The sequence below is a fragment of the Streptomyces sp. NRRL S-350 genome (assembly GCF_000719705.1).
Lineage (GTDB): Bacteria > Actinomycetota > Actinomycetes > Streptomycetales > Streptomycetaceae > Kitasatospora.
The window spans coordinates 247,695-270,259 of record NZ_JOHO01000003.1; the positions used below are offsets into that span (position 1 = coordinate 247,695).

Here is a 22,565-nt window from a genome sequence, read left to right on the forward strand (position 1 = left end):
TTCAGATCGCCGCGCAGCAGCGCGGGCCAGACCCCATTCATGGAGCCTCCGTGTCCCAGTACGACGATGTTTGGCTGGTGATCCCGGCCTACAACGAGGGCCAGGTGATCGCCGACGTTGTGGAGGGGGCGCGAAAGACGTTCCCGAACATCGTCGTGGTCGATGACGGCAGCGGCGACGACTCGGCGAAGCACATCATGCGGACGGGCGCCCACCTGGTGCGCCACCCGGTCAACCTCGGCCAGGGCGCGGCCCTGCAGACCGGCCTCGCGTACGCGCTGGCCCAGCCCGGGGCCAAGTACTTCGCCACCTTCGACGCGGACGGCCAGCACCAGACCGCGGACGTCGAGAAGATGGTGGCGCTGCTGCGCGAGGGCGAGACCGACGTGGTCCTCGGCTCGCGCTTCATCGAGCAGAACGGCCAGGTGCCGTGGATCAAGCGGGTCGTCCTGCGGACCGCGGCCACCGTGAGCCCGACGGCGCGCAAGCTCAAGCTGACCGATGCCCACAACGGTCTGCGCGTGCTGAACCGTGAGGCCGCGGGCCGCCTGCGGATCACCATGAACGGCATGGCGCACGCCTCGGAGATCGTCAGCTTCCTCGCCGGCTCCGACCTTCGGGTCGCCGAGCTGCCGGTGGACATCCTGTACACCGACTACTCACGCGCCAAGGGTCAGTCCCTGATCAACGGCGTCAACATCATCTTCGACATCTCGCTGCGGGAGCGTAGCCGCCGATGAAATTCTTCTGGATCCAGCTGGTTCTCATTCTCGGCTCGGTCACTCTCGCCTTCATGTTCATCCGGCGATGGGACCGTGCCAACACCCGCGCCTGGAAGCGGATCGCGTTCTCGGTCTTCGTGGTCGTGAACATCTACGCGGTGCTGCGCCCCACCGACGTCACCTGGCTCGCCCACCAGCTGGGCGTCGGCCGGGGCACCGACCTGGTGCTGTACGTCATGGTGCTGGCGATGGGCTTCCTGACCCTCAACACCTTCCTGCGGTTCCGCTCGCTGGAGAAGAAGCTCACCGACCTGGCGCGCACCGTGGCGATCAACGAGGGCGCCCGGCTGAACGAGGAGCGCTTCGACCTGGACCTCCCGGTCTCGGCGCCGGTCGACCGCAGCAAGGCCTGAGCCCGTGGCGACCTTCGAGTTCATGCTGCCGTACTACGGCGACGTGGCACTGATGCAGGCGGCGGTCCGCAGCATCCTCGCGCAGACCGACGGGGACTTCCGGCTGACCGTCATCGACGACGGCAAGGAGCCGGAGGTCCCGGGCTGGTTCGCCGGACTCGGCGACGACCGGGTGCACTACCAGCGCAACGAGCAGAACCTCGGCATCACCAAGAACTTCCAGAAGTGCGTGGAGCTGTCCCGGGCCGACCACGTGGTCATCATGGGCTGCGACGACCTGCTGCACCCGCACTACCTGGAGACCGTCCGGGCGATCCTGCGCGCCAACCCCGACGTGGGCATGGTGCAGCCGGGCGTCGAGGTGATCGACGGCAACGGCGCGCTCAGCGCCGGCCTGGCCGACAACGTGAAGGAGCGCATCTACGCCCCGACCGTCAAGGGCCGGCGCCTGATGGGCGGCGAGGAGCTGGCGGCGAGCGTGCTGCGCGGCAACTGGCTCTACTTCCCGTCGATCTGCTGGCGGGGCGAGGCGCTGCGCGCGGTCAACTTCCGTGACGAGTACTCGGTGATCCAGGACCTGGCCCTGGTCGTCGACCTGCTGGAGCGCGGCGAGCAGATGATCGTGGACAACACCACGGTCGTCTTCCAGTACCGTCGGCACGCGGTGAGCGAGTCCTCGGTGCAGGCCTTCTCCGGCACCCGCTTCTCCGAGGCGGAGCGCTACTTCAACGCCGTGGCGGAGCGGATGGACGCCCGCGGCTGGCCCAAGGCCGCCCGCGCGGCCCGGTTCCGCAGCGCCTCCCGCCTGCACGCGCTGACCATGCTGCCGGGCGCGCTGCGCCGGGGGCAGCGGGACGGCGCCAAGGTGCTGGTCCGGCACGCCCTGACGGCCGGGAAGCGGCACGAGGGCTGAGCCGTACGACCGGCTCCGGGCGCGGCACCGCAGGGTGAACCGCCGCCCCGGAGCCGGTCGTTGTCGTCTGTGGAGGACGGCCGGCGCTGGCTCCGCCGGAACGGCGCGTGGCAGACTTCCGGTGCGATCCGACGTGCGGTGGGGCGAGCCGGAGCTCGCGGCGCCACCCGGGTCGGCCATGACGAGAACGTCAACTCACACAAGGTAGGGATGTGTCCCGGTGCAGCCGCTGATCGACTCTGCCCAAGCGCCCGACGGGCGGAGGCCGGGGGAGGACGACGGCGAGAACGCGCCCGCCACCCCGCCTCCGGCCGCGCTGGTCCGCCTGCGGGCGCTCGCCGCCCACCGGTGGTTCTGGCCGGCGGCGCTGCTGCTCGGCTACCTCGGACAGACCGCGTTCCGGCTGGTGCTGTCGGTCCACAACTACTTCCCCTCGGTGCACGCGGACGAGGACTCGTACCTCGTGATAGCGAGGGTCCTGGCCGGCCGCCCGACCACCGAGATGCCGGTCGGCGTGGTCATCCCCGGCGGGTACCCGCTGCTGATCTCGCCGGCGCTGCGGATCGCCGAGAACCCGGCGACCGCGTACCACCTGATCATGGGCATCAACGCGGTGCTGAACGCCCTGGTCTTCCCGCTGGTCTTCCTGGCGGCGCGCCGACTGGGCCTGTCCCGGCCGCACGCGTACCTGTCGGCGACGGCCGTGGCGCTGGTGCCGCCGGTGGTCTTCTACTCCCAGTTCGTCATGTCGGACACCGTTCTCCCGGTGCTCCTGCTGGCCTGGCTGGTCACCATGCACGGCTGGCTCTCGCCCGGCTCGACGCGCCGTCGCTCGCTCTACGCGGCGGGTACGGGCCTGGCGGCCGGCTACGCGATGGCCACCCACGACCGCGGCGGCGTGGTGGTGGCGCTGACCGCCCTCGTCCTGGTGGTGGTGCTGGCCTTCGGGTGGGCGCCGAGGCTCTCCGCGCTGGCCGGGATCGGCGCGCTCGGGGTCTCCGTGCTGGGCGCCAAGCTGCTGGCGGGCTTCGTCGAGAACCAGTTCAAGGACGTGCCGCCGAGCACCGTCGGCAACAAGGTCTTCGAGAACCTCGAGAACAGCAAGTACATCGGCACGATCATCGCCCGCACCTTCGGGCAGCTCTGGTACTTCATGACCTCCACGTACGGCTTCGGGGCGGTCGCCTTCGTGCTGTGCGTGGTGGCCGTGTTCCGCCGGGGGTTCTCGGTGGCCGAGCGCGTGGTGGCGTTCTGCATGATCGCCATGCTGTTCGGCACCGCCCTGGCCTCCGCGGCCGGTCTGGCGGACACCGACCGCGTGGACAACTGGGTGTACGCCCGGTACTGCGCCGTGCTGGTGCCGCTGTTCCTGGTGGTCGGCCTGGCCGCGCTGTTCCGGGCCGGGACGCGCTCGCTGCTGCGGCTGGCCCTGGTCGGCGTGGTGGTGATCGGGGTCATCCAGGTGTCCGTCACCGCGTACGCGGGCTCGGCGCTGAAGGAATGGGCCCTCCCGTGGACCGTGCCGGACGCGATGTTCCTCGCCTCGACCTGGGACAACCTGCACATGGGCCGTACGACGGTCGGTGCGCTGGCGGTGCTGGCCGCCTGCCTGCTGCTGCGGGTGGCGGGTGGTCGCCGGGTGGTCGCGGCCGTGGTGGGCTGCGTGACGCTCTTCGCCGCCTACGCGACCGTGGCGATCACCGACAACATCGCCGAGCCGCACGCCAGGACCCGTACGTACGAGGCCGTCGGCCTGGCCAAGGAGGCCGGCCTGCGCAAGGGCGACAGCGTGGTCCTGGACTGGGACTTCGACTGGGGCGCCCGGATGGCGCTGGCCTACGAGGTCTACTGGGGCCGGGTCTGGACGGACAACGTGAAGGCCGGCAACACCCCGCCGGAGAAGGCCACCGCCGTGCTGCTGTCGGCCGTCAAGGGCGCCGCGCCGGAGGCCAGCTGGCCGAAGCCGCAGCCGGGCTGGCACGTCGCGAAGTACAGCAAGGACCACGGCTGGGTGCTCTGGCGCAAGGGCTGATCCGCGCGATCACCCCATCGGGGCCGGTGAGGAGGACCTCACCGGCCCCGATTGGCATCCGGGCTGCTCCATGTGGCAGTATGTCCAAGTTGCTCGGTTGAGTGCCGATGCTGCGCGCCTCCCGCCGGGAGGACCGGAAGCGAGTCCCACGTACTCGTCGTTCCCGTGATGGCCGTCAAGCGTGAGTTCTACGCCACGGCAGCTGCGGGGCGAAAGTACGGGAATCTTCCGGGAAGCGTGAGCGGGGTCTCGGCCCGGCACCCCCCACCCCGAAGTTCGAAACCGACGAGTTTCTTCGCCGGTTTTTTGCAAGCGCGAAGGCGACACGCCCGAGCGCGGGGGTCGGAGGGGAAGTCGTGAAGTAACTAAGGACAAAGGACTACTGAGTAGCCATGGCGGGACAGAAGATCCGCATCCGGCTCAAGGCCTACGACCACGAGGTCATCGACTCCTCGGCGAAGAAGATCGTCGAGACGGTGATCCGTACTGGTGCGCAGGTCGCAGGCCCGGTGCCGCTGCCCACTGAGAAGAACGTGTACTGCGTCATCCGCTCGCCGCACAAGTACAAGGACTCGCGCGAGCACTTCGAGATGCGTACTCACAAGCGTCTGATCGACATCCTCGACCCCACGCCGAAGACGGTTGACTCGCTCATGCGTCTCGACCTGCCGGCTGGCGTCGACATCGAGATCAAGCTCTGAGAGGCGCACCGAAGATGGCTAAGCAGATTAAGGGCATCCTGGGCGAGAAGCTCGGCATGACCCAGGTCTGGGACGAGAACAACCGGATCGTTCCGGTGACCGTCGTCAAGGCTGGGCCCAATGTCGTGACCCAGGTCCACACCGCCGACAGCCCGGCCGGCTACAGCGCCGTCCAGCTCGGCTTCGGCGAGATCGACCCCCGCAAGGTGAACAAGCCCCTCGCGGGCCACTTCGCCAAGGCCGGTGTCACCCCCCGCCGCCACCTGGTCGAGCTGCGTACCTCGGACGCGTCCGAGTACACCCTGGGCCAGGAGATCACCGCCGAGCTGTTCGAGGCGGGTGTCAAGGTCGACGTGACCGGCACCTCCAAGGGCAAGGGCTTCGCCGGTGTCATGAAGCGTCACAACTTCAAGGGCCTCGGCGCCGGCCACGGCACCCAGCGCAAGCACCGCTCGCCCGGTTCCATCGGTGGCTGCGCCACCCCGGGCCGCGTGTTCAAGGGCCTGCGCATGGCGGGTCGGATGGGCCACGAGCGTGTGACCACCCAGAACCTGACCGTGCACGCGGTCGACGCGGAGAAGGGCCTGCTCCTCATCAAGGGCGCCGTCCCGGGCCCGAACGGCGGCCTCGTCCTCGTCCGCACCGCGGCGAAGGGGCTGTGAAAATGAGTACCATTGACATCCTGTCGCCGGCTGGCGACAAGACCGGCAGCATCGAGCTGCCGGCCGAGATCTTCGACGCGAAGGTCAGCGTTCCGCTGATGCACCAGGTCGTCGTGGCGCAGCTCGCTGCGGCCCGTCAGGGCACCCACAAGACCAAGACTCGTGGCGAGGTCCGCGGTGGCGGCAAGAAGCCGTACCGCCAGAAGGGCACCGGCCGCGCCCGTCAGGGCTCGACCCGTGCGCCGCAGTTCGCCGGCGGTGGCGTCGTGCACGGTCCCGTGCCGCGCGACTACTCGCAGCGGACCCCGAAGAAGATGATCGCCGCCGCCCTGCGCGGTGCGCTCACCGACCGGGCCCGCCACAACCGCATCCACGTCATCACCGACGTGACCGCGACCGAGGCGCCGTCGACCAAGGCCGCCAAGAGCCTGTTCGGCAAGATCACCGAGCGCAAGAACGTCCTCCTGGTCGTCGAGCGCGAGGACGAGCTGGGCCTGAAGTCCGCTCGCAACCTGCCGCACGTGCACATCCTGGACGCCGGTCAGCTGAACACCTACGACGTGCTCGTCTCCGACGATGTGGTCTTCACCCAGGCTGCCTTCGAGCGTTTCGTGGCCGGTCCGGCCGCGTCCGCCAAGGCTGTGGCTGCTGAGGGCGAGCTCGAAGGGAGCGCCGCCTGATGGCTGCAGAGATCACGAGCAAGACGTTCACGGACCCCCGTGACGTCCTGGTGAAGCCGGTTATCTCGGAGAAGAGCTACTCGCTCCTCGACGAGAACAAGTACACGTTCATCGTGTCGCCGGGCGCCAACAAGACCCAGATCAAGCAGGCCGTCGAGGCGGTCTTCTCGGTCAAGGTCGAGGCTGTCAACACGATCAACCGTCAGGGCAAGCGCAAGCGCTCCAAGACGGGCATGGGCAAGCGCAAGGACACCAAGCGCGCCATCGTGACGCTGGCCGAGGGCAACCGCATCGACATCTTCGGTGGTCCGGTCTCCTGAACAAGGAGATCGTGATCGTCGATTAGGACGAGGACGAGAGAGCCAAATGGGCATCCGCAAGTACAAGCCGACTACGCCGGGCCGTCGCGGCTCCAGCGTGGCCGACTTCGTAGAAATCACGCGGTCCACGCCGGAGAAGTCGCTGGTTCGCCCCCTGCACAGCAAGGGCGGCCGTAACAACGCCGGTCGTGTCACTGCTCGCCACCAGGGTGGCGGTCACAAGCGCGCCTACCGCGTGATCGACTTCCGTCGTCACGACAAGGACGGCGTGCCGGCCAAGGTCGCGCACATCGAGTACGACCCGAACCGCACCGCGCGCATCGCGCTCCTGCACTACGCGGACGGCGAGAAGCGCTACATCATCGCGCCGCGCGGCATCGCGCAGGGTGACCGGATCGAGAACGGCGCTGGCGCCGACATCAAGCCGGGCAACAACCTGCCGCTGCGCAACATCCCGGTTGGTACCACCATCCACGCGGTGGAGCTGCGTCCCGGCGGCGGGGCCAAGCTGGCCCGCTCGGCCGGCTCCGGCATCCAGCTGCTGGCGCGTGAGGGCAAGATGGCGCACCTGCGCATGCCCTCCGGTGAGATCCGCCTGGTGGACGCGCGCTGCCGCGCGACCGTCGGCGAGGTCGGCAACGCCGAGCAGTCGAACATCAACTGGGGCAAGGCCGGCCGTATGCGCTGGAAGGGCGTCCGCCCGACCGTGCGTGGTGTCGCCATGAACCCGATCGACCACCCGCACGGTGGTGGTGAGGGTAAGACCTCCGGTGGTCGCCACCCGGTCTCGCCGTGGGGTAAGCCCGAGGGCCGCACCCGTCGCCCGAACAAGGCGTCGGACAAGCTCATCGTGCGCCGCCGCAAGACCAACAAGAAGCGCTAGGAGCAGGTCAGATGCCGCGCAGTCTTAAGAAGGGCCCCTTCATCGACGGCCACCTCATCAAGAAGGTGGACGTTCAGAACGAGGCGGGTACCCAGAACGTCATCAAGACCTGGTCCCGTCGTTCCGTGATCAGCCCGAGCATGCTCGGTCACACGATCGCGGTGCACGATGGCCGCAAGCACGTCCCGGTGTTCGTCACCGAGTCGATGGTCGGCCACAAGCTCGGCGAGTTCGCTCCGACCCGCACGTTCCGCGGTCACGTCAAGGACGACCGCAAGTCGAAGCGTCGCTAAGTCGCCTGAGCTTCAGCGCCAGAACGACTCAATGACTTACTCCATTAAGGGGACAACCATGGAAGCCAGGGCCCAGGCGCGGTACATCCGCGTCACGCCCATGAAGGCCCGCCGCGTGGTGGACCTCATCCGTGGCCTGAACGCCACGGAGGCCCAGGCCGTCCTGCGTTTCGCTCCGCAGGCCGCCACCGTGCCGGTCGGCAAGGTGCTCGACAGCGCCATTGCCAACGCCGCGCACAACTACAACCACTCCAACGTGGACGACCTCTACATCTCCGAGGCGTACGTTGACGAGGGCCCGACCCTGAAGCGGTTCCGTCCGCGTGCCCAGGGCCGCGCCTACCGGATCCGCAAGCGGACCAGCCACATCACCGTGGTCGTCAGCAGCAAGGAAGGGACCCGGTAATGGGCCAGAAGGTTAACCCGCACGGGTTCCGCCTCGGCATCAGCACGGACTTCAAGTCCCGCTGGTACGCCGACAAGCTGTACAAGGACTACGTCAAGGAAGACGTTGCCATTCGTCGCATGATGACGAAGGGCATGGAGCGCGCCGGCATCTCCAAGGTCGAGATCGAGCGCACCCGCGACCGCGTCCGCGTCGACATCCACACCGCCCGCCCCGGCATCGTCATCGGTCGCCGTGGCACCGAGGCCGACCGCATCCGCGGCGACCTGGAGAAGCTGACCGGCAAGCAGGTCCAGCTGAACATCCTCGAGGTCAAGAACCCCGAGCTGGACGCCCAGCTCGTGGCTCAGGGCGTCGCGGAGCAGCTGTCCTCCCGCGTCTCCTTCCGCCGTGCCATGCGCAAGTCGATGCAGGGCACCATGAAGTCCGGCGCCAAGGGCATCAAGGTCCAGTGCTCCGGTCGTCTCGGCGGCGCCGAGATGAGCCGTTCGGAGTTCTACCGCGAGGGCCGTGTGCCGCTGCACACCCTGCGCGCGAACGTCGACTACGGCTTCTTCGAGGCCAAGACGACCTTCGGCCGCATCGGCGTGAAGGTCTGGATCTACAAGGGCGACGTCAAGAACATCGCCGAGGTCCGCGCTGAGAACGCCGCTGCCCGCTCGGGCAACCGCCCGGCCCGTCCCGAGGGTGGTCGTCCCGCCCGCGGTGGCGAGCGCCGTGGTGGCGAGCGCGGTGGCCGTGGCCGTCGCCCCGCCGCTGCCGAGGCTCAGGCCCCGGTCGCCGCCGAGGCTCCGGCTGCTGAGAACACCGGAACGGAGGCCTGACCCCAATGCTGATCCCCCGTCGGGTCAAGCACCGCAAGCAGCACCACCCGAAGCGCCGTGGCGCTGCCAAGGGTGGCACCGAGCTGGCGTTCGGCCAGTTCGGCATCCAGGCCGTCACCCCGGCCTACGTGACGAACCGTCAGATCGAGTCCGCTCGTATCGCGATCACCCGTCACATCCGCCGTGGCGGCAAGGTCTGGATCAACATCTACCCGGACCGTCCGCTCACCAAGAAGCCGGCCGAGACCCGCATGGGTTCCGGTAAGGGTTCGCCGGAGTGGTGGATCGCGAACGTGCACCCGGGTCGGGTCATGTTCGAGCTGTCGTACCCGAACGAGAAGGTTGCTCGCGAGGCGCTCACCCGCGCCGCGCACAAGCTGCCGATGAAGTGCCGGATTGTCCGGCGCGAGGACGGTGAGAGCTGATGTCGGCCGCTACCAAGGCTGCTGAGCTTCGCTCGCTGGACAACGAGGGTCTCGTTGCCAAGCTTCGCGAGGCCAAGGAGGAGCTGTTCAACCTCCGCTTCCAGGCGGCGACCGGGCAGCTCGACAACCACGGACGGCTCAAGCTCGTCCGTAAGGACATCGCGCGGATCTACACCCTGATGCGCGAGCGCGAGCTGGGCATCGAGACGGTGGAGAACGCCTGATGACTGAGAACACCAACGAGACGCGCGGTTTCCGCAAGACCCGTGAGGGTCTCGTCGTCAGCGACAAGATGGACAAGACCGTCGTCGTCGCCGTCGAGGACCGCGTCAAGCACGCTCTGTACGGCAAGGTCATCCGCCGTACGAACAAGCTGAAGGCGCACGACGAGGCCAACGCCTGCGGCATCGGCGACCGGGTCCTCCTCGCGGAGACCCGCCCGCTGTCCGCGACGAAGCGCTGGCGCGTCGTCGAGATCCTCGAGAAGGCCAAGTAACGAAGCCGATGTGGTACGGCCGTATGTGCAGCGGGTCCCCCGGGGACGCCGATGTGAGCAGCGGCCGGCCCGTCGACTCTCGTTGACGATCAGGAGAAAGCTGTGATCCAGCAGGAGTCGCGACTGCGTGTTGCCGACAACACTGGTGCCAAGGAGATCCTTTGCATCCGTGTTCTCGGTGGCTCCGGTCGCCGCTACGCCGGAATCGGGGACGTCATCGTCGCGACCGTCAAGGACGCGATCCCCGGTGGTTCGGTGAAGAAGGGTGACGTCGTCAAGTGCGTCGTCGTCCGCACCGTCAAGGAGCGTCGTCGTCCGGATGGCTCGTACATCCGCTTCGACGAGAACGCCGCTGTCGTGCTGAAGAACACCGAGGGTGACCCCCGTGGCACCCGCATCTTCGGCCCGGTCGGCCGCGAGCTGCGCGACAAGAAGTTCATGAAGATCATCTCGCTGGCGCCGGAGGTGCTCTAACCCATGGCGAACAGCATGAAGATCAAGAAGGGTGACCTGGTTCAGGTCATCACCGGCAAGGACAAGGGCAAGCAGGGCAAGGTCATCCAGGCCATGCCGGCTGAGAACAAGGTCCTGGTCGAGGGTGTGAACCGGGTCAAGAAGCACACCAAGCCGGGTCCGGGCACTCAGGGTGGCATCGTCACCGTCGAGGCCCCGGTTCACGTCTCCAACGTCCAGCTGGTCGTGGAGAAGGACGGCAAGAAGGTCGTCACCCGCGTTGGCTACCGCTTCGACGACGAGGGCAACAAGATCCGCGTTGCCAAGCGAACCGGTGAGGACATCTGATGTCTGAGACGTCTGTTGAGAAGGTGACCCCCCGTCTCAAGGAGCGTTACAACTCCGAGATCAAGGGTCAGCTGCACGAGCAGTTCTCGTACGAGAACGTCATGCTGGTCCCCGGCCTGGTCAAGGTCGTGGTCAACATGGGTGTCGGCGAGGCCGCCCGTGACAGCAAGCTGATCGAGGGCGCGATCCGCGACCTGACCGCGATCACCGGTCAGAAGCCGGCCGTGACCAAGGCTCGCAAGTCCATCGCGCAGTTCAAGCTGCGCGAGGGCCAGCCGATCGGCACGCACGTCACCCTCCGTGGTGACCGCATGTGGGAGTTCCTGGACCGTCTGGTGTCGCTGGCCCTGCCGCGTATCCGTGACTTCCGCGGCCTCTCCCCGAAGCAGTTCGACGGCCGTGGCAACTACACCTTCGGTCTGACCGAGCAGGTTATGTTCCACGAGATCGACCAGGACAAGGTCGACCGTCAGCGCGGTATGGACATCACCGTCGTGACCACCGCTCAGACCGACGACGAGGGCCGGGCGCTCCTGCGCGCTCTGGGCTTCCCGTTCAAGGAGGCGTGAGCCAATGGCGAAGAAGTCCCTCATTGCGAAGTCCGAGCGCAAGCCGAAGTTCGGCGTCCGGGCCTACACCCGGTGCCAGCGCTGCGGCCGTCCGCACTCGGTGTACCGCAAGTTCGGCCTCTGCCGTGTGTGCCTCCGTGAGATGGCGCACCGCGGCGAGCTGCCGGGCGTGACCAAGAGCTCCTGGTAGTCCTCTCCCCGTAGAGGGCCAGCACTCTAGGCACAGCTAACAGAGCAGAGGTGCCCGATCCCACACCGGCTCGTTTTGGGCCTCCTTGCGGAATCCCGTAAGGTTGTGGGGTCGGGCCCCCTGCCACGGCCTCCCCATGGATGTCCGTGGTCCTCTTCTGGGAGGGCTCGCACCCAGTCTTACTACGTCGTAGGTCCCCTGCGCTTGTGCCCCTGACGAACTCGCGAGAGTGCGACGGGGGGACCTGGTGCGGAGAAACCACGGCGAGAGAGGCCTGAGGCCATCATGACCATGACCGACCCCATCGCAGACATGCTCACGCGTCTGCGTAACGCGAACTCGGCGTACCACGACACCGTGGCGATGCCGGCTAGCAAGATCAAGGCGCACGTCGCCCAGATCCTGCAGCAGGAGGGGTACATCTCCTCCTACAAGGTTGAGGAGCCCGTCGAGGGCGAGGTCGGCAAGAAGCTGACCATCGAGCTCAAGTTCGGCCCCAACCGTGAGCGCTCCATCGCCGGCATCAAGCGCATCAGCAAGCCGGGTCTGCGCGTTTACGCAAAGTCCACCAACCTGCCGAAGGTGCTCGGCGGCCTGGGCGTGGCGATCATCTCCACGTCCTCCGGTCTCCTCACCGACAAGCAGGCTGCCAAGAAGGGCGTAGGCGGAGAAGTTCTCGCCTACGTCTGGTAATTCGGGAAACGGAGGTACAGCAATGTCGCGCATTGGACGGCTGCCCATCCCGGTTCCCGCCGGCGTGGACGTCACCATCGATGGCCAGGCGGTCTCGGTGAAGGGCCCCAAGGGCACCCTCACCCACCACGTCGCCGCGCCGATCGAGATCGGCAAGGGCGAGGACGGCACGCTGCTCGTCACCCGCCCCAACGACGAGCGTCAGTCGAAGGCCCTGCACGGCCTTTCCCGCACGCTGGTGGCGAACATGATCACCGGCGTGACCGCGGGCTACCGCAAGTCGCTGGAGATCAGCGGTGTTGGCTATCGAGTCCTGGCGAAGGGCTCCGACATGGAGTTCCAGCTCGGCTACAGCCACCCGATCCTGGTCGAGGCCCCGGAGGGCATCACCTTCGTCGTCGAGTCGGCCACCAAGTTCCACGTGGACGGCATCGACAAGCAGAAGGTCGGCGAGGTCGCCGCGAAGATCCGCAAGCTGCGCAAGCCCGACCCGTACAAGGCCAAGGGCGTCAAGTACGCGGGCGAGGTCATCCGCCGCAAGGTCGGAAAGAGTGGTAAGTAAGCGATGAGCGTCTCTGTCAAGATCGGCAAGGGCAACGCCTACAAGAGCGCCGCTCGTAAGCGCCGCGCGATCCGCGTTCGCAAGCGCGTCGTCGGCACCGAGGTGCGTCCGCGCCTCGTGGTGACGCGCTCGAACCGTCACATGGTCGCCCAGGTCATCGACGACGCCAAGGGTCACACCCTGGCGTCGGCGTCCACCCTCGACGTGTCCATCAAGGGCGCCGAGGGCGACAAGACCGAGCTGGCCAAGAAGGTCGGGAGCCTGGTCGCCGAGCGCGCCAAGGCCGCCGGCATCGAGGCGGTCGTCTTCGACCGCGCGGGCAACCGGTACGCAGGCCGCATCGCCGCTCTGGCCGATGCTGCCCGTGAGGCCGGGCTCGACTTCTAAGCCGCTCGTCGGCTCAGTCGACGGACGTAATCGAGAGAGGTAATTCCAATGGCTGGACCCCAGCGCCGCGGTAGCGGCGCCGGCGGCGGCACCGGCGGTGGCGAGCGGCGCGACCGTAAGCGCGACGACCGGGGCAACGCCCCCGCCGTCGAGAAGACCGCTTACGTCGAGCGTGTCGTTGCGATCAACCGTGTCGCCAAGGTTGTCAAGGGTGGTCGTCGTTTCAGCTTCACCGCGCTGGTCGTGGTGGGCGACGGTGACGGCACCGTAGGTGTCGGCTACGGGAAGGCGAAGGAGGTTCCGGCCGCCATCGCCAAGGGTGTTGAGGAGGCCAAGAAGAACTTCTTCAAGGTCCCCCGTATCCAGGGCACCATCCCGCACCCGATCCAGGGTGAGAAGGCCGCCGGCGTCGTGCTGCTGAAGCCCGCCGCCCCCGGTACCGGTGTTATCGCCGGTGGTCCGGTGCGCGCCGTCCTGGAGTGCGCCGGCATCCACGACATCCTGTCGAAGTCGCTCGGCTCGGACAACGCGATCAACATCGTGCACGCCACCGTGGCCGCTCTGAAGGGCCTCGTGCGCCCCGAGGAGATCGCCGCCCGCCGTGGCCTGCCGCTGGAGGACGTTGCTCCCGCCGCTCTGCTGCGGGCTCGTGCTGCAGGGGTGAGCGCCTGATGGCTCGCCTGAAGATCACGCAGACCAAGTCGTACATCGGCAGCAAGCAGAACCACCGTGACACCCTGCGTTCGCTTGGTCTCAAGCGCATGCACGACGTCGTGGTGAAGGAGGACCGTCCCGAGATCCGCGGGATGGCCCACACGGTCCGTCACCTGGTGACGGTTGAGGAGGTGGACTGATCATGGGCGACAACCCGATCAAGATCCACAACCTGCGTCCCGCCCCGGGTGCCAAGACCGACAAGATCCGCGTGGGTCGTGGTGAGGGTTCCAAGGGCAAGACCGCCGGTCGTGGTACCAAGGGCACCAAGGCCCGCTACCAGGTTCCGCAGCGCTTCGAGGGTGGCCAGATGCCGCTCCACATGCGCCTGCCGAAGCTGAAGGGCTTCAAGAACCCGTTCAAGATCACGTTCCAGGTTGTCAACCTCGACAAGCTGGCCGAGCTCTACCCGCAGGGTGGCGAGGTCACCGTCGAGGACCTGGTCGCCAAGGGCGCGGTTCGCAAGAACTCCCTCGTCAAGGTGCTCGGCACCGGCGAGGTCTCGGTTGCGCTGCAGGTGACGGTCGACGCCGTCTCCGGCTCGGCCGCCGAGAAGATCAAGGCCGCCGGCGGTACGGTCAACGAGCTCATCTGAGCCCGCTGACACCCGGCTTCGAGCCCCGCACCTCCTCCGGGAGGTGCGGGGCTCGCGCCTTTTCCGGCACCGTGCGGGTGCCGACGGCCCGATTCCGCCGCGCCGAGGTCGCGGCGGGACACCCGGCGGTCGCGCCCCCGCGGGGCCGTCGTTCTTTTGTGTGGCAAACCCGGGCATCCCGTACCCCGTGAGTGGGGGACGGGCCGTACGCGCTTCTTAGGAGTGGCCGCGCACTGTTAGAGTCCGTGGAGTTCCCTTGTAGGCTGCGCGTAGGCTCGCCTGTGCCGTCTGTACGGGAGCCCGTACCGCAAACTCCCATTCAGGACCGACCCTCCCGCCGACGACGTGCGGGAGGCGCAGGAGGCACCGTGCTCAGTGCGTTCGCGCGGGCGTTCCAGACGCCCGACCTGCGCAAGAAGCTGCTGTTCACGCTGGGCATCATGGTGCTGTTCCGGCTGGGCTCGCACATTCCGATGCCGGGCGTGAGTTTCACGGCCGTGAACGAGTGTGTGAAGGAGACCAAGAACAGCGGCCTCTTCGGGCTCGTCAACCTGTTCAGCGGTGGCGCGCTCCTCCAGTTGACGATCTTCGCCCTCGGCATCATGCCGTACATCACGGCGAGCATCATCCTCCAGCTCCTCACCGTCGTGATCCCGCGGCTCGAGGCGCTGAAGAAGGAGGGCCAGGCCGGCCAGGCCAAGATCACCCAGTACACCCGCTACCTCACCATCGCGCTCGCCGTGCTCCAGGGCACCGGCATCATCGCGACGGCCTCCAGCGGTGCCCTGTTCTCCGGTTGCCCGGTGGCCAACCAGATCGTCCCCGACACCGGGGTGTTCCGGATCGCCGTCATGGTCCTCACGATGACCGCCGGCACCAGCGTGATCATGTGGCTGGGCGAGCTGATCACCGACCGCGGCATCGGCAACGGCATGTCGCTGCTGATCTTCACCTCGATCGCGGCCCAGTTCCCGTCCTCGATGTGGGCGATCAAGCAGTCCGGCACCATCGGCGGCGGCTGGGTCGAGTTCCTCTCGGTGGTCGCGGTCGGCATCATCGTCGTGATGCTGGTCATCTTCGTCGAGCAGGCCCAGCGCCGGATCCCGGTCCAGTACGCGAAGCGGATGATCGGCCGCCGGGCGTTCGGCGGGACCTCGACCTACATCCCGCTCAAGGTGAACCAGGCCGGTGTCATCCCGGTCATCTTCGCCTCGTCGCTGCTGTACATCCCGGCCCTGGTGGTCCAGCTGACCAACAGCCAAGCGGGTTGGGCCACGTGGATCCGGACGAACTTCGTCAAGGGTGACCACCCGATCTACATGGCGACCTACTTCCTGCTGATCGTCTTCTTCGCCTTCTTCTACGTCGCGATCTCCTTCAACCCCGAAGAAGTTGCCGACAATATGAAGAAGTATGGTGGGTTCATCCCGGGCATCCGGGCCGGCCGGCCGACGGCCGAGTACCTGAACTACGTGCTGACCCGAATCACGTGGCCGGGTTCGCTCTACCTGGGCCTGATCGCGTTGATCCCGATGATCGCCCTGGTCGCCTTCGGACAGCAGACCAACTTCCCGTTCGGCGGCACCAGCGTGCTCATCGTCGTCGGCGTCGGACTCGAAACTGTGAAGCAGATCGAGAGCCAGCTCCAGCAGCGCAATTACGAAGGGTTCCTCCGCTGATGCGAATCGTCCTCGTTGGTCCTCCCGGGGCCGGGAAGGGTACTCAGGCGCACCTGCTCGCCAAGACCCTGTCCATCCCCCATATCTCCACCGGAGACCTGTTCCGCGCCAACATCGGCCAGGGCACCCCGCTGGGGCTCGAGGCCAAGGGCTACATGGATGCGGGCCGGCTCGTGCCGGACGAGGTCACCATCGGGATGGCCAAGGACCGGATGCTCCAGTCCGACGCCGCCAACGGCTTCCTGCTCGACGGCTTCCCGCGCAACCTGGGGCAGGCCAAGGCGCTCGACGAGTTCCTCGCCGAGCAGGGCATCAAGCTGGACGGCGTCCTGGACCTGGAGGTCCCCGAGGACGAGGTCGTGAAGCGGATCGCGGGCCGTCGCCTGTGCCGCAACAACGGCAGCCACGTGTTCCACGTGGCGTACAACCCGCCGAAGGCCGAGGGCGTCTGCGACGAGTGCGGCGGCGAGCTGTTCCAGCGCTCGGACGACACCGAGGAGGCCGTGCGGGTCCGGCTGGAGGAGTACCACTCCAAGACCGAGCCGATCATCGGCTACTACCAGGACCAGGGGCTGCTGGTGACCATCCCGGCCCTCGGCACGGTGGACGAGGTCACCGCGCGCGCGATCGAGGCGCTGAAGCAGGACAGCTGAGTCTCTCGGCGAACGTACGACGGTACGGCCGGGTCGCCCGCCCAGCGGGCGGCCCGGCCGTTTCGGCGTCGTACGGTGGTAGGCAGTGGCAATCCGGACTTGGAAGGCGTGACCAGATGGTGGAGATCAAGACCCCCGAGCAGATCGCGAAGATGCGAGCGGCCGGGCTGGTCGTCGCCGAGGCCCTCAAGGCCTGCCGCGAGGCGGTCGCTCCGGGGGTGACCACCCAGGAGCTCAACGACATCGCGGACAAGGTCATCACCGACCACGGCGCCACCTCGAACTTCCGTGCCCACCACGGCGGCCTCTGGTTCCCGGGAGTGATCTGCGCCTCGGTGAACAACGAGGTCGTGCACGGCATCCCGGGTGACCGGGTGCTGCAGGAGGGCGACCTCATCTCGATCGACTGCGGCGCCATCCTGGACGGCTGGCACGGCGACTCGGCCATCTCCGTGGCCGTCGGCGAGGTCCGCCCCGAGGTCGAGATGCTGAGCCGGGTCACCGAGGGCTCCATGTGGGCCGGCATCGCGCAGATGAAGAAGAACAACCGCCTGGTCGACGTCTCCAAGGCGATCGAGGGCTACATCCGCCGCCAGCCGCTGCCGCCGAAGGGCAAGTGGGGCATCACCGAGGGCTACGGCGGCCACGGCATCGGCACCGCGATGCACATGGAGCCGCACGTGCTGAACTACGTCGAGCGCGGCCGCGGCAAGGGCCCGAAGCTGGTCCCCGGCACCGTGCTGGCGATCGAGCCGATGGTCTCGCTGGGCACTCCGCACACCACCGTGCTGGACGACGAGTGGACGGTCGTCACCAACGACGGCACCTGGGCCTCGCACTGGGAGCACTCGGTGGCCGTCACCGAGGAGGGCCCGCTGGTGCTGACCGCCTTCGACGGCGGCAAGGCCGAACTGGCGAAGCTGGGCATCACCGCAGCTCCGGACCCGCTCGCGTAGTCGAGGCGCGGCCCGGGCGCCGTCGCGGCAAGGGGGCAGAGCCCTGGAGGTTTGGACCTCCAGGGCTTTTGTCCTATTTTTATCGGCTGACAGTGGTCCACTGTGACCCGACTGGTTCACGAGCGATGCAGGAGAGAGCAAGTGCTCAAGGGATTCCGCGACTTCATGATGCGCGGCAACGTCGTCGACATGGCCGTCGGTGTGGTCATCGGTGCGGCGTTCACCGCGGTCGTGACCGGTTTCGTGTCCGCCTTCCTCACCCCGCTCGTCGGCGTGGTGGTCGGCGCGGCCGGCGACTTCAGCTCGTACAAGGCGACGGTGGCCGGAGTCACCTTCCCCTACGGTCAGTTCCTCAACGTGCTGATCGCGTTCGTGATGACCGCCGCGGTGCTGTACTTCTTCGTGGTGCTGCCGATCACCAAGGCGACCGCGCGCTACCTGCCGAAGAAGCCGAAGGCCCCGAAGCGCCCCTGCCCCGAGTGCCTGACGGAGATCCCCCAGGCCGCCCGCCGCTGCTCGGCCTGCACCGCCCAGGTCGAGCCGCTGAGCGCCCCCGTCGGAGTCTGACGCGGCGCGAGCCGCGCACCGCTCCGCGGGACCTCCGTTTTGGTCCACCGGACGCGCTGGCGTAGGATGGACCGTCGGCTCACTCGTAGCGTGCTTCAGCGCGCCCTCTTCCCCTCGGGGACGGGGTGAACCCAGGTTCGCACGAGCGTTCCGCATACGGTAGCCGGTCCCGGAAGGTGGATCTCGCAGTTCATGGCTAAGAAGCAAGGCGCCATTGAGATCGAGGGCACCGTGATCGAGTCTCTTCCGAACGCGATGTTCAAGGTCGAGCTGCAGAACGGTCACAAGGTCCTCGCGCACATCAGTGGCAAGATGCGCATGCACTACATCCGCATCCTGCCGGACGACCGGGTCGTCGTGGAGCTCAGCCCCTACGACCTCACGCGCGGGCGGATCGTCTACCGCTACAAGTAAGAACGTCAGACTCTAGACCCGGAGAACCTGAACATGAAGGTCAAGCCGAGCGTCAAGAAGATCTGCGACAAGTGCAAGGTGATCCGCCGTCACGGCCGGGTCATGGTGATCTGCGACAACCTGCGTCACAAGCAGCGCCAGGGCTGATCTCTCCCCAGCATTTCTCGTAGTACTTCGCGCGACGCGAAAACGTCATAAGCGGGCTACCCGATCCGTCCCCCGTGGACGGACTGCCGCCCCCGGTCAGAGGCCGGGGCTCCATCGTCGAGAGGCGAAGGGGTAGGTAGCACGCAAGACCTCTGAAGAACCACAGGAGCCTTGAATGGCACGCCTCGCCGGCGTTGATCTCCCCCGTGAGAAGCGGATCGAGATCGCCCTTACCTACGTGTACGGCATCGGTCGTACCCGCGCCCAGCAGACCCTGGCCGAGACCGGCGTCAACCCGGATGTCCGCGTTCGCGACATCTCCGAGGAAGACCTCGTCAAGCTGGGCCAGTACATCGACGCCAACTACACGGTCGAGGGTGACCTCCGCCGTGAGGTGGCCGCCGACATCCGCCGCAAGGTCGAGATCGGCTGCTACGAGGGTCTGCGTCACCGCCGTGGCCTGCCGGTCCGCGGCCAGCGCACCCACACCAACGCGCGTACCCGCAAGGGCCCGCGTCGCGCGATCGCCGGCAAGAAGAAGCCGGGCAAGAAGTAGTCCGTCCCGTCACCGGACATCCCTCCGGCCCGCGGGTCAGCGGACCGACCACCTCAGTAGGAGAACAGACTTATGCCCCCCAAGGGTCGTCAGGCTGCCGGCGCGAAGAAGATCCGCCGCAAGGAAAAGAAGAACGTCGCTCACGGCCACGCGCACATCAAGAGCACGTTCAACAACACCATCGTTTCGATCACCGACCCCGCGGGCAACGTGATCTCCTGGGCCTCCGCCGGCCACGTCGGCTTCAAGGGCTCGCGCAAGTCCACCCCGTTCGCCGCGCAGATGGCCGCCGAGGCCGCTGCCCGTCGCGCGCAGGAGCACGGCATGCGCAAGGTTGACGTCTTCGTGAAGGGTCCGGGCTCCGGCCGCGAGACCGCGATCCGTTCGCTCCAGGCCACCGGCCTGGAGGTCGGCTCGATCCAGGACGTCACCCCCACCCCGCACAACGGCTGCCGTCCGCCGAAGCGCCGCCGCGTCTGACGCAGCGCCTTCGGGCACGCTGGGTTTGCTTCAAAACCTCGTACGGGCTCCCACGTAGTGATTCGTCGCTGCTCGCGGGAGCCCGTACGCTTGGTCCTGTCGGCATCAAATAGTGGGTGCCGAAGACAATCGGAGGAACATCCCCCATGCTTATCGCTCAGCGCCCCTCGCTGACCGAAGAGGTCGTCGACGAGTTCCGCTCGCGGTTCGTGATCGAGCCGCTGGAGCCGGGCTTCGGCTACACCCTCGGCAACTCCCTGCGCCGCACGCTCCTGTCGTCGATCCCGGGTGCCGCTGTCACCAGCATCCGCGTCGACGGCGTCCTGCACGAGTTCACCACCGTGCCGGGCGTCAAGGAGGACGTGACCGACCTCATCCTCAACATCAAGCAGCTGGTCGTCTCCTCGGAGCACGACGAGCCGGTCGTGATGTACCTGCGCAAGCAGGGCCCGGGTGTCGTCACCGCCGCCGACATCGCCCCGCCGGCGGGTGTCGAGGTGCACAACCCGGAGCTGGTCCTCGCCACGCTCAACGGCAAGGGCAAGCTGGAGATGGAGCTGACCGTCGAGCGCGGTCGCGGCTACGTCTCCGCCGTCCAGAACAAGGCCTCCGGCCAGGAGATCGGCCGGATCCCGGTCGACTCGATCTACAGCCCCGTGCTGAAGGTCACCTACAAGGTCGAGGCCACCCGTGTCGAGCAGCGCACCGACTTCGACAAGCTGATCGTCGACGTCGAGACCAAGCCCGCCATGCGTCCCCGCGACGCCATGGCCTCGGCCGGCAAGACCCTGGTGGAGCTGTTCGGCCTCGCCCGCGAGCTGAACATCGACGCCGAGGGCATCGACATGGGCCCGTCCCCGACGGACGCCGCCCTGGCCGCCGACCTGGCGCTGCCGATCGAGGAGCTGGAGCTCACCGTCCGCTCCTACAACTGCCTCAAGCGCGAGGGCATCCACACCGTGGGTGAGCTCGTCGCCCGCTCCGAGGCCGACCTGCTCGACATCCGCAACTTCGGTGCGAAGTCGATCGACGAGGTCAAGGCGAAGCTGGCCGGCATGGGCCTGGCCCTCAAGGACAGCCCGCCCGGGTTCGACCCGACCGCGGCCGCCGACGCCTTCGGCGCCGACGACCTGGACGACGCGGGCTACGCGGAGACCGAGCAGTACTAAGAGACTTGGCCGCGGGGGCGGTTCCCCGGAACCGCCCCCGTCGTCCTGGAAGTCGTGCGGGCACAGTGCCCGTACGCCCGCTGCGGTACCTGATACGGCCGTAGTCGGAGATTCGAGGAGTAATCCATGCCGCGTCCCACCAAGGGTGCCCGCCTCGGCGGCGGCCCGCACCACGAGCCGCTGCTGCTCGCCGGTCTGTGCCGGGAGCTGTTCCAGTACGGCCGCATCACCACGACCGAGGCGAAGGCCCGTCGGATGCGCCCGCTGGCGGAGAAGCTGATCACCAAGGCGAAGAAGGGCGACATCCACAACCGTCGCCTGGTGCGCAAGACGATCACCGACATCGCCGTGCTGCACACCCTCTTCACCGAGATCGCGCCGCGCTACGAGAACCGCCCGGGTGGCTACACCCGCATCACCAAGATCGGTCCCCGTCGTGGCGACAACGCCCCGATGGCCGTGATCGAGCTGGTCGAGGCGCTGACCGTCGCGCAGAACGCCGTCGGCGAGGCCGAGGCCGCCACCAAGCGTGCCGTCAAGGAGGCCGACGAGGCCAAGGCTGCCGAGACCAAGGCCGACGAGGCCGAGGCCGCCGAGCAGGCCTGACACCTCCAGGTGTTGCGGGCCCGTTCCCCCATTCGTGGGGGAGCGGGCCCGTTCCTCGTCCCAGGGAGAAGAGAAGCAGTGGTCAACGATTGCGCCGAGCAGCCGCCGGTGAAGGACGGCCCGGCCGACGGGCGCGTCCGGGTCCGGCTCGACCTCGCCTACCACGGCGCCGAGTTCTCCGGCTGGGCCCGGCAGAAGGGCGGCCGCCGGACGGTCCAGGAGGAGATCGAGACCGCGCTGCAGATCGTCACCCGCAGCCCGGAGCTGTTCCCGCTGACCGTGGCCGGCCGCACCGACGCCGGGGTGCACGCCCGCGGCCAGGTCGCGCACGTCGACCTGCCGGCCGAACTGTGGCAGGCGCACCGGGAGAAGCTGCTGCGCCGGCTGGCCGGCCGGCTGCCCGGGGACGTCCGGATCTACCGGGTCGGCGAGGCGCCGGCCGGGTTCGACGCCCGCTTCTCGGCGATCTGGCGCCGGTACGCCTACCGGGTCGCCGACCACCCGGGCGGGGTGGACCCGCTGCTGCGCGGGCACGTGCTCTGGCACGACCGCCCGCTGGACCTGGAGAAGATGAACGAGGCGGCGCGACTGCTGCTCGGCGAGCACGACTTCGCCGCGTACTGCAAGAAGCGCGAGGGCGCCACCACCATCCGCACCCTGCTGGAACTGCACTGGGACCGCGTCCCGGTGGACCCCTACGCCGCCCAGGAGGGCTCGCTCGCGGTCGCCACCGTCCGGGCCGACGCCTTCTGCCACAACATGGTCCGGGCGCTGGTCGGCGCGATGCTGCTGGTCGGCGACGGGCACCGGCCGGTGGAGTTCCCCGGTGAGGTGCTGGCCGGCGGGGTGCGCAACTCCGCCGTCAACGTGATCCGGCCGTACGGCCTCACGCTGGAGGAGGTCGGCTACCCGCCGGACGACCAGCTGGCCGAGCGCAACCGCCAGGCCCGGCGGATGCGCACCCTGCCGGGGCAGCCCGCTGCTGCCACCGGGCAGGAGTCCGAAGGCGCCGCCTAAATCGGTTTTGGCCCGGCGCGTCCGCTTGGGACAATCGTCC

The 22,565-nt window shown here is 67.8% G+C and carries 36 protein-coding genes; all 36 read left to right on the forward strand.

Annotated features, from left to right (window positions below; genetic code table 11):
- Positions 1–50 precede the first annotated feature (50 nt).
- The 36 genes from IF30_RS0104930 (at position 51) to truA (ending at position 22,525) form a co-directional block, all read left to right on the forward strand.
- Entirely contained in the window at positions 51–740 is a 690-nt protein-coding gene (locus IF30_RS0104930; RefSeq protein WP_030232444.1) for a glycosyltransferase family 2 protein, read from the forward strand.
- Positions 737–1,135 carry a DUF2304 domain-containing protein gene (locus tag IF30_RS0104935; RefSeq protein ID WP_030232447.1) on the forward strand — a complete coding sequence of 133 codons (399 nt, stop codon included), beginning with the start codon at positions 737–739 and terminating at the stop codon, positions 1,133–1,135. The genes IF30_RS0104930 and IF30_RS0104935 overlap by 4 nt, the downstream gene beginning before the upstream one ends.
- A gap of 4 nt (positions 1,136–1,139) precedes the next feature.
- Positions 1,140–2,048, forward strand: a complete 909-nt coding sequence (locus tag IF30_RS0104940; RefSeq protein WP_107054321.1) for a glycosyltransferase family 2 protein — start codon at positions 1,140–1,142, stop codon at positions 2,046–2,048.
- 220 nt (positions 2,049–2,268) lie between these two features.
- Positions 2,269–4,080, forward strand: coding sequence for a phospholipid carrier-dependent glycosyltransferase (locus tag IF30_RS0104945; protein WP_030232451.1), 1,812 nt, complete (start codon positions 2,269–2,271; stop codon positions 4,078–4,080).
- A 392-nt stretch (positions 4,081–4,472) separates the two neighbouring features.
- Complete coding sequence (rpsJ, locus tag IF30_RS0104950) at positions 4,473–4,781, forward strand: 30S ribosomal protein S10 (RefSeq protein ID WP_012785157.1); 309 nt, start codon at positions 4,473–4,475, stop codon at positions 4,779–4,781.
- Positions 4,782–4,795: 14 nt separating this feature from the next.
- The gene (gene rplC / locus IF30_RS0104955) at positions 4,796–5,443 is read left to right on the forward strand and encodes a 50S ribosomal protein L3 (protein ID WP_030232459.1); all 648 of its coding nucleotides are present in this window, start codon (positions 4,796–4,798) and stop codon (positions 5,441–5,443) included.
- A gap of 2 nt (positions 5,444–5,445) precedes the next feature.
- Complete coding sequence (gene rplD, locus IF30_RS0104960; protein WP_030232461.1) at positions 5,446–6,123, forward strand: 50S ribosomal protein L4; 678 nt, start codon at positions 5,446–5,448, stop codon at positions 6,121–6,123.
- Positions 6,123–6,443: a 50S ribosomal protein L23 gene (gene rplW, locus IF30_RS0104965; protein WP_030232464.1), complete on the forward strand. Its 321-nt coding sequence runs from the start codon at positions 6,123–6,125 to the stop codon at positions 6,441–6,443. The genes rplD and rplW overlap by 1 nt, the downstream gene beginning before the upstream one ends.
- A 46-nt stretch (positions 6,444–6,489) precedes the next feature.
- Positions 6,490–7,326 carry a 50S ribosomal protein L2 gene (gene rplB / locus IF30_RS0104970; RefSeq protein ID WP_030232466.1) on the forward strand — a complete coding sequence of 279 codons (837 nt, stop codon included), beginning with the start codon at positions 6,490–6,492 and terminating at the stop codon, positions 7,324–7,326.
- 11 nt (positions 7,327–7,337) lie between these two features.
- Positions 7,338–7,619 carry a 30S ribosomal protein S19 gene (rpsS, locus tag IF30_RS0104975; RefSeq protein ID WP_030232469.1) on the forward strand — a complete coding sequence of 94 codons (282 nt, stop codon included), beginning with the start codon at positions 7,338–7,340 and terminating at the stop codon, positions 7,617–7,619.
- 58 nt (positions 7,620–7,677) lie between these two features.
- Entirely contained in the window at positions 7,678–8,025 is a 348-nt protein-coding gene (gene rplV, locus IF30_RS0104980) for a 50S ribosomal protein L22 (RefSeq protein ID WP_030232471.1), read from the forward strand.
- Positions 8,025–8,849: a 30S ribosomal protein S3 gene (rpsC, locus tag IF30_RS0104985; RefSeq protein ID WP_030232473.1), complete on the forward strand. Its 825-nt coding sequence runs from the start codon at positions 8,025–8,027 to the stop codon at positions 8,847–8,849. Before rplV ends, rpsC begins: the two co-directional genes overlap by 1 nt.
- A gap of 5 nt (positions 8,850–8,854) precedes the next feature.
- Positions 8,855–9,274: a 50S ribosomal protein L16 gene (rplP, locus tag IF30_RS0104990; protein ID WP_030232476.1), complete on the forward strand. Its 420-nt coding sequence runs from the start codon at positions 8,855–8,857 to the stop codon at positions 9,272–9,274.
- A complete protein-coding gene (rpmC, locus tag IF30_RS0104995) occupies positions 9,274–9,498 on the forward strand; it encodes a 50S ribosomal protein L29 (RefSeq protein WP_030232478.1) in 225 nt (74 codons plus the stop codon). Before rplP ends, rpmC begins: the two co-directional genes overlap by 1 nt.
- A complete protein-coding gene (gene rpsQ / locus IF30_RS0105000; RefSeq protein WP_030055826.1) occupies positions 9,498–9,770 on the forward strand; it encodes a 30S ribosomal protein S17 in 273 nt (90 codons plus the stop codon). The genes rpmC and rpsQ overlap by 1 nt, the downstream gene beginning before the upstream one ends.
- Before the next feature lie 102 nt (positions 9,771–9,872).
- Positions 9,873–10,244 carry a 50S ribosomal protein L14 gene (gene rplN / locus IF30_RS0105005; protein WP_030232481.1) on the forward strand — a complete coding sequence of 124 codons (372 nt, stop codon included), beginning with the start codon at positions 9,873–9,875 and terminating at the stop codon, positions 10,242–10,244.
- Positions 10,245–10,259: 15 nt separating this feature from the next.
- Positions 10,260–10,571, forward strand: coding sequence for a 50S ribosomal protein L24 (gene rplX / locus IF30_RS0105010; protein WP_030232484.1), 312 nt, complete (start codon positions 10,260–10,262; stop codon positions 10,569–10,571).
- Positions 10,571–11,140 (forward strand): 50S ribosomal protein L5, encoded by a 570-nt coding sequence (gene rplE / locus IF30_RS0105015; RefSeq protein ID WP_030232486.1) that lies wholly within the window; start codon positions 10,571–10,573, stop codon positions 11,138–11,140. Before rplX ends, rplE begins: the two co-directional genes overlap by 1 nt.
- Positions 11,141–11,144: 4 nt before the next feature.
- Positions 11,145–11,330, forward strand: a complete 186-nt coding sequence (locus IF30_RS0105020) for a type Z 30S ribosomal protein S14 (RefSeq protein WP_030055830.1) — start codon at positions 11,145–11,147, stop codon at positions 11,328–11,330.
- Between the two features lie 285 nt (positions 11,331–11,615).
- Positions 11,616–12,023 (forward strand): 30S ribosomal protein S8, encoded by a 408-nt coding sequence (gene rpsH / locus IF30_RS0105025; RefSeq protein ID WP_030232489.1) that lies wholly within the window; start codon positions 11,616–11,618, stop codon positions 12,021–12,023.
- A 22-nt stretch (positions 12,024–12,045) separates the two neighbouring features.
- A complete protein-coding gene (rplF, locus tag IF30_RS0105030; protein WP_030232491.1) occupies positions 12,046–12,585 on the forward strand; it encodes a 50S ribosomal protein L6 in 540 nt (179 codons plus the stop codon).
- A 3-nt stretch (positions 12,586–12,588) separates the two neighbouring features.
- Complete coding sequence (rplR, locus tag IF30_RS0105035; RefSeq protein ID WP_030232494.1) at positions 12,589–12,972, forward strand: 50S ribosomal protein L18; 384 nt, start codon at positions 12,589–12,591, stop codon at positions 12,970–12,972.
- Between the two features lie 48 nt (positions 12,973–13,020).
- Positions 13,021–13,644, forward strand: coding sequence for a 30S ribosomal protein S5 (gene rpsE / locus IF30_RS0105040; RefSeq protein ID WP_030055834.1), 624 nt, complete (start codon positions 13,021–13,023; stop codon positions 13,642–13,644).
- Positions 13,644–13,826 carry a 50S ribosomal protein L30 gene (gene rpmD, locus IF30_RS0105045; protein WP_030055835.1) on the forward strand — a complete coding sequence of 61 codons (183 nt, stop codon included), beginning with the start codon at positions 13,644–13,646 and terminating at the stop codon, positions 13,824–13,826. Before rpsE ends, rpmD begins: the two co-directional genes overlap by 1 nt.
- Positions 13,827–13,828: 2 nt before the next feature.
- Complete coding sequence (gene rplO, locus IF30_RS0105050) at positions 13,829–14,281, forward strand: 50S ribosomal protein L15 (protein WP_030232497.1); 453 nt, start codon at positions 13,829–13,831, stop codon at positions 14,279–14,281.
- A 368-nt stretch (positions 14,282–14,649) separates the two neighbouring features.
- Positions 14,650–15,960: a preprotein translocase subunit SecY gene (gene secY, locus IF30_RS0105055; protein WP_030232500.1), complete on the forward strand. Its 1,311-nt coding sequence runs from the start codon at positions 14,650–14,652 to the stop codon at positions 15,958–15,960.
- Positions 15,960–16,613, forward strand: a complete 654-nt coding sequence (locus IF30_RS0105060; protein ID WP_030232502.1) for an adenylate kinase — start codon at positions 15,960–15,962, stop codon at positions 16,611–16,613. Before secY ends, IF30_RS0105060 begins: the two co-directional genes overlap by 1 nt.
- Positions 16,614–16,729: 116 nt before the next feature.
- Positions 16,730–17,569 carry a type I methionyl aminopeptidase gene (gene map, locus IF30_RS0105065; protein ID WP_030232505.1) on the forward strand — a complete coding sequence of 280 codons (840 nt, stop codon included), beginning with the start codon at positions 16,730–16,732 and terminating at the stop codon, positions 17,567–17,569.
- A gap of 141 nt (positions 17,570–17,710) precedes the next feature.
- Entirely contained in the window at positions 17,711–18,136 is a 426-nt protein-coding gene (gene mscL / locus IF30_RS0105070) for a large conductance mechanosensitive channel protein MscL (RefSeq protein ID WP_030232507.1), read from the forward strand.
- Positions 18,137–18,328: 192 nt separating this feature from the next.
- Entirely contained in the window at positions 18,329–18,550 is a 222-nt protein-coding gene (infA, locus tag IF30_RS0105075) for a translation initiation factor IF-1 (RefSeq protein ID WP_003956442.1), read from the forward strand.
- A gap of 33 nt (positions 18,551–18,583) precedes the next feature.
- Positions 18,584–18,697 carry a 50S ribosomal protein L36 gene (gene rpmJ, locus IF30_RS0105080; RefSeq protein ID WP_003956441.1) on the forward strand — a complete coding sequence of 38 codons (114 nt, stop codon included), beginning with the start codon at positions 18,584–18,586 and terminating at the stop codon, positions 18,695–18,697.
- 175 nt (positions 18,698–18,872) lie between these two features.
- Positions 18,873–19,253 carry a 30S ribosomal protein S13 gene (gene rpsM, locus IF30_RS0105085; protein ID WP_030232510.1) on the forward strand — a complete coding sequence of 127 codons (381 nt, stop codon included), beginning with the start codon at positions 18,873–18,875 and terminating at the stop codon, positions 19,251–19,253.
- A 72-nt stretch (positions 19,254–19,325) separates the two neighbouring features.
- Positions 19,326–19,733 (forward strand): 30S ribosomal protein S11, encoded by a 408-nt coding sequence (rpsK, locus tag IF30_RS0105090; protein ID WP_030232513.1) that lies wholly within the window; start codon positions 19,326–19,328, stop codon positions 19,731–19,733.
- A gap of 146 nt (positions 19,734–19,879) precedes the next feature.
- The gene (locus tag IF30_RS0105095) at positions 19,880–20,902 is read left to right on the forward strand and encodes a DNA-directed RNA polymerase subunit alpha (protein ID WP_030232516.1); all 1,023 of its coding nucleotides are present in this window, start codon (positions 19,880–19,882) and stop codon (positions 20,900–20,902) included.
- A gap of 126 nt (positions 20,903–21,028) precedes the next feature.
- Positions 21,029–21,508 carry a 50S ribosomal protein L17 gene (gene rplQ, locus IF30_RS0105100; protein WP_030232519.1) on the forward strand — a complete coding sequence of 160 codons (480 nt, stop codon included), beginning with the start codon at positions 21,029–21,031 and terminating at the stop codon, positions 21,506–21,508.
- Positions 21,509–21,586: 78 nt separating this feature from the next.
- Entirely contained in the window at positions 21,587–22,525 is a 939-nt protein-coding gene (truA, locus tag IF30_RS0105105; protein ID WP_051709242.1) for a tRNA pseudouridine(38-40) synthase TruA, read from the forward strand.
- Positions 22,526–22,565: the final 40 nt, after the last annotated feature.

Excerpts from the sequence above, each read along its gene's own strand:
- rplX (WP_030232484.1), top strand. The coding sequence starts at position 10,260 with ATGAAGATCAAGAAGGGTGACCTGGTTCAGGTCATCACCGGCAAGGAC.
- map (WP_030232505.1), top strand. The coding sequence starts at position 16,730 with ATGGTGGAGATCAAGACCCCCGAGCAGATCGCGAAGATGCGAGCGGCC.
- rpsH (WP_030232489.1), top strand. The coding sequence starts at position 11,616 with ATGACCATGACCGACCCCATCGCAGACATGCTCACGCGTCTGCGTAAC.
- rplP (WP_030232476.1), top strand. The coding sequence starts at position 8,855 with ATGCTGATCCCCCGTCGGGTCAAGCACCGCAAGCAGCACCACCCGAAG.
- rplD (WP_030232461.1), top strand. The coding sequence starts at position 5,446 with ATGAGTACCATTGACATCCTGTCGCCGGCTGGCGACAAGACCGGCAGC.
- rpsS (WP_030232469.1), top strand. The coding sequence starts at position 7,338 with ATGCCGCGCAGTCTTAAGAAGGGCCCCTTCATCGACGGCCACCTCATC.
- rpsQ (WP_030055826.1), top strand. The coding sequence starts at position 9,498 with ATGACTGAGAACACCAACGAGACGCGCGGTTTCCGCAAGACCCGTGAG.
- rpsJ (WP_012785157.1), top strand. The coding sequence starts at position 4,473 with ATGGCGGGACAGAAGATCCGCATCCGGCTCAAGGCCTACGACCACGAG.
- rpsM (WP_030232510.1), top strand. The coding sequence starts at position 18,873 with ATGGCACGCCTCGCCGGCGTTGATCTCCCCCGTGAGAAGCGGATCGAG.
- rplV (WP_030232471.1), top strand. The coding sequence starts at position 7,678 with ATGGAAGCCAGGGCCCAGGCGCGGTACATCCGCGTCACGCCCATGAAG.
- rplC (WP_030232459.1), top strand. The coding sequence starts at position 4,796 with ATGGCTAAGCAGATTAAGGGCATCCTGGGCGAGAAGCTCGGCATGACC.
- IF30_RS0104935 (WP_030232447.1), top strand. The coding sequence starts at position 737 with ATGAAATTCTTCTGGATCCAGCTGGTTCTCATTCTCGGCTCGGTCACT.
- rplQ (WP_030232519.1), top strand. The coding sequence starts at position 21,029 with ATGCCGCGTCCCACCAAGGGTGCCCGCCTCGGCGGCGGCCCGCACCAC.
- rpsC (WP_030232473.1), top strand. The coding sequence starts at position 8,025 with ATGGGCCAGAAGGTTAACCCGCACGGGTTCCGCCTCGGCATCAGCACG.
- rplW (WP_030232464.1), top strand. The coding sequence starts at position 6,123 with ATGGCTGCAGAGATCACGAGCAAGACGTTCACGGACCCCCGTGACGTC.
- rplF (WP_030232491.1), top strand. The coding sequence starts at position 12,046 with ATGTCGCGCATTGGACGGCTGCCCATCCCGGTTCCCGCCGGCGTGGAC.
- rpsK (WP_030232513.1), top strand. The coding sequence starts at position 19,326 with ATGCCCCCCAAGGGTCGTCAGGCTGCCGGCGCGAAGAAGATCCGCCGC.
- rplO (WP_030232497.1), top strand. The coding sequence starts at position 13,829 with ATGGGCGACAACCCGATCAAGATCCACAACCTGCGTCCCGCCCCGGGT.
- rplB (WP_030232466.1), top strand. The coding sequence starts at position 6,490 with ATGGGCATCCGCAAGTACAAGCCGACTACGCCGGGCCGTCGCGGCTCC.
- IF30_RS0105060 (WP_030232502.1), top strand. The coding sequence starts at position 15,960 with ATGCGAATCGTCCTCGTTGGTCCTCCCGGGGCCGGGAAGGGTACTCAG.
- rplR (WP_030232494.1), top strand. The coding sequence starts at position 12,589 with ATGAGCGTCTCTGTCAAGATCGGCAAGGGCAACGCCTACAAGAGCGCC.
- infA (WP_003956442.1), top strand. The coding sequence starts at position 18,329 with ATGGCTAAGAAGCAAGGCGCCATTGAGATCGAGGGCACCGTGATCGAG.
- rpsE (WP_030055834.1), top strand. The coding sequence starts at position 13,021 with ATGGCTGGACCCCAGCGCCGCGGTAGCGGCGCCGGCGGCGGCACCGGC.
- rpmJ (WP_003956441.1), top strand. The coding sequence starts at position 18,584 with ATGAAGGTCAAGCCGAGCGTCAAGAAGATCTGCGACAAGTGCAAGGTG.
- rplE (WP_030232486.1), top strand. The coding sequence starts at position 10,571 with ATGTCTGAGACGTCTGTTGAGAAGGTGACCCCCCGTCTCAAGGAGCGT.
- IF30_RS0105095 (WP_030232516.1), top strand. The coding sequence starts at position 19,880 with ATGCTTATCGCTCAGCGCCCCTCGCTGACCGAAGAGGTCGTCGACGAG.
- rpmC (WP_030232478.1), top strand. The coding sequence starts at position 9,274 with ATGTCGGCCGCTACCAAGGCTGCTGAGCTTCGCTCGCTGGACAACGAG.
- IF30_RS0105020 (WP_030055830.1), top strand. The coding sequence starts at position 11,145 with ATGGCGAAGAAGTCCCTCATTGCGAAGTCCGAGCGCAAGCCGAAGTTC.
- rpmD (WP_030055835.1), top strand. The coding sequence starts at position 13,644 with ATGGCTCGCCTGAAGATCACGCAGACCAAGTCGTACATCGGCAGCAAG.